The organism is Streptomyces sp. NPDC005805, assembly GCF_040630445.1.
Taxonomy (GTDB): Bacteria; Actinomycetota; Actinomycetes; order Streptomycetales; family Streptomycetaceae; genus Streptomyces.
The window spans coordinates 1-7,665 of the sequence record NZ_JBEXXN010000053.1 but is presented as its reverse complement, the minus strand read 5'-3'; the positions used below and the strand labels follow the sequence as shown (position 1 = coordinate 7,665).

7 protein-coding genes and 1 pseudogene are annotated in these 7,665 nt (G+C 76.8%); 5 read left to right on the top strand and 3 right to left on the bottom strand.

Annotation, left to right across the window (positions count from 1 at the left end; genetic code table 11):
* Positions 1 to 26: 26 nt before the first annotated feature.
* Entirely contained in the window at positions 27 to 1,025 is a 999-nt protein-coding gene (locus tag ABZ457_RS24265; protein ID WP_359160917.1) for an alpha/beta hydrolase-fold protein, read from the bottom strand.
* A 230-nt stretch (positions 1,026 to 1,255) separates the two neighbouring features.
* Here ABZ457_RS24265 and ABZ457_RS24260 point away from each other — a divergent pair, with 230 nt between their 5' ends.
* Both ABZ457_RS24260 and ABZ457_RS24255 read left to right on the top strand, forming a co-directional pair.
* Entirely contained in the window at positions 1,256 to 1,465 is a 210-nt protein-coding gene (locus tag ABZ457_RS24260) for an MbtH family protein (RefSeq protein ID WP_359160829.1), read from the top strand.
* A 26-nt stretch (positions 1,466 to 1,491) separates the two neighbouring features.
* Positions 1,492 to 3,072, top strand: a complete 1,581-nt coding sequence (locus tag ABZ457_RS24255; RefSeq protein ID WP_359160826.1) for an amidohydrolase — start codon at positions 1,492 to 1,494, stop codon at positions 3,070 to 3,072.
* 40 nt (positions 3,073 to 3,112) lie between these two features.
* On the opposite strand, the gene ABZ457_RS24250 is transcribed toward ABZ457_RS24255, so the two are convergent.
* Entirely contained in the window at positions 3,113 to 4,444 is a 1,332-nt protein-coding gene (locus tag ABZ457_RS24250) for an AMP-binding protein (RefSeq protein ID WP_359160823.1), read from the bottom strand.
* A gap of 146 nt (positions 4,445 to 4,590) precedes the next feature.
* Here ABZ457_RS24250 and ABZ457_RS24245 point away from each other — a divergent pair, with 146 nt between their 5' ends.
* From ABZ457_RS24245 to ABZ457_RS24235, 3 genes are all read left to right on the top strand, one after another.
* Positions 4,591 to 5,319 carry a DUF2470 domain-containing protein gene (locus ABZ457_RS24245; protein ID WP_359160820.1) on the top strand — a complete coding sequence of 243 codons (729 nt, stop codon included), beginning with the start codon at positions 4,591 to 4,593 and terminating at the stop codon, positions 5,317 to 5,319.
* Positions 5,316 to 5,564: a hypothetical protein gene (locus ABZ457_RS24240; protein ID WP_359160817.1), complete on the top strand. Its 249-nt coding sequence runs from the start codon at positions 5,316 to 5,318 to the stop codon at positions 5,562 to 5,564. The genes ABZ457_RS24245 and ABZ457_RS24240 overlap by 4 nt, the downstream gene beginning before the upstream one ends.
* 137 nt (positions 5,565 to 5,701) lie before the next feature.
* Positions 5,702 to 6,643, top strand: a complete 942-nt coding sequence (locus tag ABZ457_RS24235; protein ID WP_359160814.1) for an alpha/beta hydrolase — start codon at positions 5,702 to 5,704, stop codon at positions 6,641 to 6,643.
* 112 nt (positions 6,644 to 6,755) lie between these two features.
* Here ABZ457_RS24235 and ABZ457_RS24230 read toward each other — a convergent pair.
* Positions 6,756 to 7,665: pseudogene (locus ABZ457_RS24230) on the bottom strand (hypothetical protein); the annotation flags it as partial.

Here is a 7,665-nt window from a genome sequence, read left to right as displayed (position 1 = left end):
GGTCCGGGGACGTCCGGCCGACCGGCTCAGCCCAGCGCCCAGGCGACGTCCCGCAGCAGCGCGTGCCGCCAGCCCGCCCGGTCGTGGTCCGCCGCCGACCGCGAGACCCGGACCGCCGCCCCCGCCCGCTCGGTCAGGGCCTCCACCGGCTCGCAGTGCGGCAGCATCCGGCTCTCGTGCTCGCCCACGTCGAACGCGCACCGCAGCCCGGACAGATCGGGGCCCCGGCGCAGCCGCTGAGCGATCACCCCGCCCGCCGGACCGCCCAGCGGGTCCGCCAGGTCCCCGGCACCGGGCGTCCACCAGAACGAGGGCGACTGGACGGCGATCCGGTCGACCAGCTCCGGGAACTCCAGCGCCGCGTACAGCGCGCTCAGCCCGCCCAGGCTCTGCCCGGCGACCACCAGCCGGTCCGGATCGGCCGGCACCCCGGACTCCGCGACCAGCGGCAGGAGTTCGTCCCGGACCGCCTCCCACAGCGCGGGCTCGCACCCGAACTCGGCCTCCCGGTCCTTCGCCGGCAGGAAGACCAGGGTGACGGGCGGCAGCTCACCGGCCTCGAAGGCCGCGTCGAAAGCCTGCGCCGCCGGGTGCAGATACAGCCAGTCGTCCCCATCGAGGAGCAGCACCACCGGACCCCCGCCGCCCACCGGGTGCACCCGCACGGTGCGCCGTCCGCCGAGGCGTCCACCGGCCCAGCGGAGCCTGGTGCGGGGGAGCGGCAGTGCCTCGTCGGGGCCGAGGGCGGGCCAGTGCGGCTGGTCCGGGGCGTCCGGCGTCGCGGCGATGGACCGGTCGGGGCCCGCGCCGACCGGGTTGAACGCGTCGGCGGCCGGCGTGCCGTCCGCGAGGAACCGGTAGGTCACCCGCAGCCGCGCGGGCATCCGCACCTGCGCGTACCAGCAGTCCGTACCGGCCCAGCGGCGCAGCGGGACCGGCGGCGACCAGCTCTCGAAGTCGATCCCGGCGGGCGACCCGCGCCACAGGAACAGGGCCCGCCAGCCACCGCCGGGGCCGGGCGCCATCACGGGGGTGCGCACCGCCGCCCAGAACTCCTCGGAGCCCGGTGCGCCGGGCAGGGCGAACCCCTCGCCGGGGCCCGGGGCGGGGTCTTCTTGTGGGGGGTGGGGGGAGAGGTTAGGCTCAGCCTGCATGAGGTGAGCCTAACCTAAGATCCGCTGTCCGAGGGCTCAATCACCCTTTTCCACGCGGTAGTTGACGTGGCGTCAGCAGACGGCCGAGGAGGCACCGGCAGATGAGCACCAACCCGTTCGACGACCCCGAGGGCCGCTTCCTGGTCCTGGTGAACGAGGAGGGACAGCACTCCCTCTGGCCCTCCTTCGCCGAGGTCCCCGGCGGCTGGACGGTCGCCCTCCCGGAGACCACCCGCGAGGCGTGCCTGGAGTACGTCGAGGAGCACTGGAAGGACCTGCGCCCCCGCTCCCTCGCGGCCTCCACCGACTGACCCCACGGCGAACCGGGACCTCCGACGTGCTCTGCGCCAGGCTGACCAACGCGCGCTTCGTGACCATGGACCCGGACCGCCCCCTCGCCCATGAACTGGGCATCTGGCGGGGCCGGATCGTGGGCCTCGACGAGGCCGTCGGGGCCCTGCCCGCACGGGAGGTGATCGACCTCGGGGGCGCCACCGTGCTGCCCGGCTTCGTCGACGCCCATGTGCACCTGGCCTGGACGGGGTTCAAGGAGAACACCGTCAGCATCGCCGGCCTCCGGCGCGCCGACGAGGTCCTCGCCGTCGTGGCGGACACCGTCATCCGCACGAGCGAGCCCGGCGGCTGGGTCACCCTGGCCGGCTACGACCAGCGGGCGCTCGGCCGCCATCTGACCGCCGCCGAACTCGACAAGGCGGCCCACGGGCGCAAGGTCTTCCTGCTGCACGACTCCGGGCACGGCTGCGTCGTCAGCACCGCCGTCCTCGACCTCCTCCCGGCCGGCGTCCCGCACACCGACGGCCTCCTCGTGGAGGCCGCGATGGGGGCCGCCCGCGCGCTGCGCCTGCCCCACTCCCAGCGGGAACTGGCCGAGGCGATCGGCCGCGCCGCCCGGACCTGCCTCGCCGAGGGCGTCACCGCCTGCGCCGAGGCCGGTGTCGGCGGCGCCCTCTTCGGCCACAGCCCGGTCGAACTCGGCGCCTACCAACTCGCCCACGACGAGGGCCTGCTGCCCCTGCGGGTGCAGCTGATGGTCTCCGCCGACCGGCTGCGCACGGTCGCCGCGCACCGGGGCGACGGCATCCCCCGGGCCCTCGACCTCGGCCTGCGCACCGGGTTCGGCGGCGACCGCCTCTCCCTGGGCGCCCTGAAGATCTGGACCGACGGCGGCATGATGGCCCGCACCGCCGCCCTCACCGACCCGTACGAAGGGCTGGACCACACCGGCCAGTTGCAGGACGACCCCGAGGCCCTCACCGCCCTGATCGTGGACGGCCACCGGGCCGGCTGGCAGCTCGCCGTCCACGCCATCGGCGACCGCGCCGCCGACCTCGCCCTGGACGCCGTGGAGCACGCCCAGCGCCACTGGCCGCGCCCCGCCGCCCGGCACCGCGTCGAACACGCCGGGCTGATCCGCCCCGACCAGCTCCCGCGCTTCGCCCGCCTCGGCCTCAGCGCGGTCGTCCAGCCCAGCTTCCTGCGGTACTTCGGCGACGACTACGCGGCCGTCATGGGCGAGAGACGCGCCCCGTGGCTCTACCGCGGCCGGTCCTTCCTGGACCACGGCATCCCCCTGGTCAGCAGCTCCGACCGCCCCGTCGCGGACGGATCGCCGCTGCGCGCCGTCCAGTTCATGGTGGAACGGGCCTCCGCCTCCGGCCGGGTGATCGGCCCGGACGAGGGCGTCACCGTCGACGAGGCCCTGCACGCCTGCACACTCGCCGCTGCCCGGGCCTGCCACTGGGAGGACACCCTGGGCAGCCTCACCCCGGGCAAGCGCGCCGACCTGGTCGTCCTCGGCGACGACCCGCGCGCCGTGGACCCGTCCCGGATCGGGGACATCGAGGTCGTGGGCACCTGGGTAGACGGCGCGCTCGTGTCCGGCGGGCCGTTCACCTGAGCGCGCCCGGCGCTCCCCGGGCCGGGCCCCGGCCCGCGTGTCAGGCCCCGGCGCGGTCCGCGTCCCCCTCGATGACCAGATGGCCGGAGCCGGTGAGGCGGCCGGTGCGGCCGGTGCGGTGGAAGCCGTCCCGGGTGAAGGCGCGGGGCCGGCCGGCGGAGTCGTTCCAGTAGGCGTCCGCGATGTGCGGGCCGCGGGCCAGGACATGGCCCGTGCAGCCGGGCGGCAGCTCGTTGTCCTGGTCGTCCACGACCCGCAGTTCGTCGCCGTGGCCCACCGGCCGGCCCTGGGTGGTGGCGACCGTCTCCGGGCTGTCGTCCAGGCGGGTGCACGTCAGCAGGCCCTCCGGTGTGCCGAACACCTGCTGGAGCGAGCAGCCGAGGGCGGGGCGCACCCGCCGGGCCGCCTCCTCGCCGAGCCGCCCGCCGATCACCTGGAGGACCCGCAGCCCGGAGATGTCGTACGCGGTGTGGGGCGCGGCCTCCGTCCACACCCGGGCGGTCGCCGCCGAGAGGCCGGTCACGGTGACCTGCTCGCTCTCGATGAGCCGGAAGCCCGTGTCGGGGGAGGCGTCCGGGGCCAGCACCACCCGGCCGCCCGCGCACAGCACCGCCAGCGGCCCGGGGGAGGCGAGCAGCGGGTCCGGGCCCTGGTCCGGCACACAGAGGTGGACACTCCGCCCGTCCAGGCCGCCCGCCTGCCCGGCGGCGCGCAGCAGCCGCAGATGGTCGCCGTGCGAGCGGGGCACCAGCCGGGGCGCCAGGGTCCCGGCGCCCGCGTACTGGAGGAAGGCCAGGTCCCCGGCCGAGGGCCCGGGCAGCTCACCGGGCTCGGCGGACACCTCGGCCAGGCTCTCGAAGTACCCCGGGTCGCCGCCGGCCACGAACACATGGCGCACCGAGGGCGCGTGGGCGCGGGCCGCCGCGGCGAGCGCCGGTCCCGCGACCGGCGCGCCCCCGGCCGCGCCGGAGGTCACCAGGGCCACCGCCCGGGTGGCCGACAGCAGCGCGGACAGCTCCCGGCGGCTCGGGGAGGCGGGCGCGAAGACCGGCACCGCGCCCGTCCGGAACAGCGCGAAGGCCGTCTCGAAGAACTCGGGCGTACGGGGGAGTTGGACGACGACCCGGTCCCCGCGCCGGATGCCCCGCGCGGCGAGCCCCGCGGCCAGCCGGTCGGCGCGCCGGTCGAGGGCGGCGTACGTCCAGGTGCGGCGGGCCGTGCCCCGGCCGGCCGGCGGCGCCACCAGGGCGAGCCGGGCCGGGTGCGCGGCGGCGCGGGCACGGAGCACCGCCCCGAAGGTGTCCTCGCGCCGTGCTCCGGCGCTCTCCGGGGCGTGGCCCGTGTACGGGTGGAGCGCGCTGTGAACGACCATGACCCCCTCCTGGCTATTAGGTAAGGCTAACCTAACAAACATCGTCCGCCGCATGGGCGCCGGTCGCCTGGTGTTCATGTGTCCGGAGGGCTTCAAGTGGCCCTCAGGGTCTGTTAGGTTAGGCTTACCTTAGTTAGGAGTTACCAATGGTCCTTGCCAAGGTCCGCACCGCCGGGCCGAGCAACGCGGAGCGCATCCGCTCCGTCGTCGCCGCAGCCACGTCGCTCAGCCTGACGACCGACGGCAGCAGCTACGACCTGATCGCGATGCACACCATCGACCGGCGGGGCCAGTTGAGGCTCCATCCGCCCGCGGACAGCCCGCTCGCCGTGCAGATCGCGTTCGCTCCCCGGGGGGTCCTGGCCGGGCTCCTGGAGTTCACCGACGTCGCCCCCACCGGCGTCCGGGACCGGGTCCGCTCCCGGGTCACCCTCTCGGGCTGGCTCACCCCCTGCGAGGAGCAGCCCACGGCCGGCGCCCTGGTCCTCCGCCTCGACGCCGCCCGGGCCGGGATCGAACGGCGCGGCCTGGTCGAGTACGTCGGACTGGACGAACTGGCCCTCGCCGAACCGGATGTGCTCGCCTGCCAGGAGGCGGCGATGCTCACCCACCTCGACGACGACCACCACGAGGTCGTGGAGCAGCTCAGCCGGCTCGTCGACCCGGAGGTGCTCCAGGGCGCCGTGCGGGTGCGCCCCCTCGCCCTGGACCGCTACGGCATCACGCTGCGCTGCGAGTACCCGCGCAGCCATGCCGACGTCCGGATCTCCTTCACCGGCCCCGTGCGCGATGCCGACGGCGTCGGCCCGCAGGTGGAATGGCTCCTGCGCCGCGCGGCGGCCGCCTGCCGCAAGCGCCGCAGCGGCGCGTCGTGACCGGGCCCCGGGCGGGCCGCACCGTCCGCCACGCCCCTGCCGGCGGGCCGCCGCCCGCCCGCGAACCGCACCGCCCGGCGCCGGCGGCCGGCATCCCGGCGGCCAGGACCGGCCACCGGGCGGGCGCGGCCCCGCACGACCGGGTCGCCGCGATCATCCGGGCCGCGCCCCTCGCCGCGGCCCTCGCCACCCCGCCCACCGCCCCCGGCCCGGCGGCCCCGCGCCCACGCCACCCGGGCGCGTGACGGCACCGGGGCGGGCGCGACCGGGCGCCCGCCCCGCCCCGCCCCGGGGCACATCCGTTCGCGGGCCACCCCCGGCACACCTCTCCCGCTCCGGCGTCGTTGGACACCCCGACCCGCCCGCAAGCACAGGAGCCCAGGTGCCGCGCACGACGCCCCCCACCGTCACCACGGTCCAGCACCCCTTCCCCGGCCAGACGACCCGCCCGGACGACACACGCCGGTCCGGCGTCACGGAGCACCGGCTCCGCGTCCAGGGCTATCGCTACGCCGCGCGGGTCGTGCGCAGCGCCGCACCGGTGGCCGAACCGGCGCTCGTCCTCGGCGGCTCCTCCCAGGACCGGTACTCCTGGACCCGGCACGAACGGCGGCTCGCCGAGGTGTGCGACGTCGTCACCGCCGACCTGCCCGGGTACGGCTCCGCCGACTTCCTGCCCGCCGACCGGGGCACGGACTTCCTCGCCGAGGCCGTCGCCCATCTGCTGGACGAACTCGGCCTGCCCCGGGTCAACCTGGTCGGCGCCTGCTTCGGCGGAGCCGTGGGCCTGCGCGTCGCCCAGCGCCATCCGCAGCGGATCGCCCGGCTGATGCTCGTCGGCATGACCCGGGCCATCCCGGCGGACTACGCGGCCGCGATGGTCCGCTGGGACGGGCTGATCCGGGCCGGCGACACCGCCACGGTCGCCCGCGAACTCGCCGACCGCTTCATGTCGCCGGCCGGCGCCGGCACCGTCCGCCGCCACGCGGCCGTCTCCCGCCTCGTCCACCAGCAGATCGCCGGGCAGAGCCCCGAGGAGATGGCCAAGTCGGCCGAGCACAACACCCGGCTGATGCGCCACGACTGGTACCGGGCGGACCCCCTGCCGGCCGTGCCGACCCTGGTGGTGACCGGCGAGCACGACACCCTCACCACCCCCGCCATGGGCCGGGACCTCGCCGCGCATCTGCCCGGCGCACGGTTCCTGACGGTCCGGGAGACCGACCACCTCGCCCCGATCGAACGCATCTCCGACTTCGCGGAGCTGATGGCCCGCTTCTGCGCCGGGGAACGCTACGACGATCTGCCGTACCTCGCACCCTGACGGTGCGGCCGGGGCGGCTCTCGCCGGGGGCCCCGGCCCGGCCCCGGAGCGGCGGATGCCCGGGCGGGAGACCTCACGTCTCCCGCCCGGGCATCCGGTGGAACCGGTCCGGTCAGCGGCCCCCGACCGGCTCACGACGGTTGCGCATCCTCAGCAGCACCACGCCCGCGACCAGCAGCGCGGCGCCCACGGCCGAGGGCCACAACTGCGCGCCGGTGGAGGCGAGGGAACCGCCCGCCGACTGCTGCGGCGCCGTGCCGCCCGCGGGGGAGGGGGCGGTGCCGTAACCGGCGCCGGACCCTTGCGGGGCGTCCGTGCGGTCCGCCGCCGAGGGCGCCGGGGCGGGTGCCGCCGCCGCGTCGCCCGCCTCCGGGGCGTCCTCCCGGACGGTGGGCGCGTCGCCCTTGCCGGCCGCCGGCTTGTCGCCGCCGTCGGCCAGGACATCGGGCGCGGGCCGGGCGTCCGGCGCGGTGGCGCCGTCGTCCGCCGCCGGCCGCCCGGCCGCCGGGCGGTCCGCCGGGGCGCCCTTGGCCGGAGCGGTGCCGGGGCGTCCGTCCTGGCCGCCGCCGCCCGCGCCGGAGCCGTCCTGCCCGGCCTGATCCTGGCCCTGGTCCGGGGCGCCGGGCTGCGCGGGTGCCTCCGTGCCACCGTTGCCGCCGTTGCCGCCCTGGCCCGGGTCGCCGCCGTCCTGGCCGCCGTTTCCACCGGTCGCGCCGGGGTTCTGACCGGGCTGCTCACCGGGGTCGCCGGGCTGCTCGGGCGCGCCGCCGCCACCGTTCTGACCGCCGCCGTCCTGGCCGCCGGTGTCCTGGCCGTCGCCGTCGCCCGGGGGCTGCTCGCCCGCGTCCGGCGGAGTGCCGCCCGTGTCGTCCGGGCCGCACTGACGGCCCTCGTTGACGCAGGCCACCAGCTCCGTCATCAGCGCCTCGTCGAAGACGTTGATGAAGTCGCCGTGGTCGGTGACGGGTTTGTGGAGTTGTTCGGGGAAGGAGTCGACGGCGAAGACGACGGGGTTGTCGCCG

Coding starts and splice junctions, on each gene's coding strand:
- ABZ457_RS24250 (WP_359160823.1), bottom strand. CDS start 4,444: ATGGTCGTTCACAGCGCGCTCCACCCGTACACGGGCCACGCCCCGGAG.
- ABZ457_RS24245 (WP_359160820.1), top strand. CDS start 4,591: ATGGTCCTTGCCAAGGTCCGCACCGCCGGGCCGAGCAACGCGGAGCGC.
- ABZ457_RS24265 (WP_359160917.1), bottom strand. CDS start 1,025: ATGGCGCCCGGCCCCGGCGGTGGCTGGCGGGCCCTGTTCCTGTGGCGC.
- ABZ457_RS24260 (WP_359160829.1), top strand. CDS start 1,256: ATGAGCACCAACCCGTTCGACGACCCCGAGGGCCGCTTCCTGGTCCTG.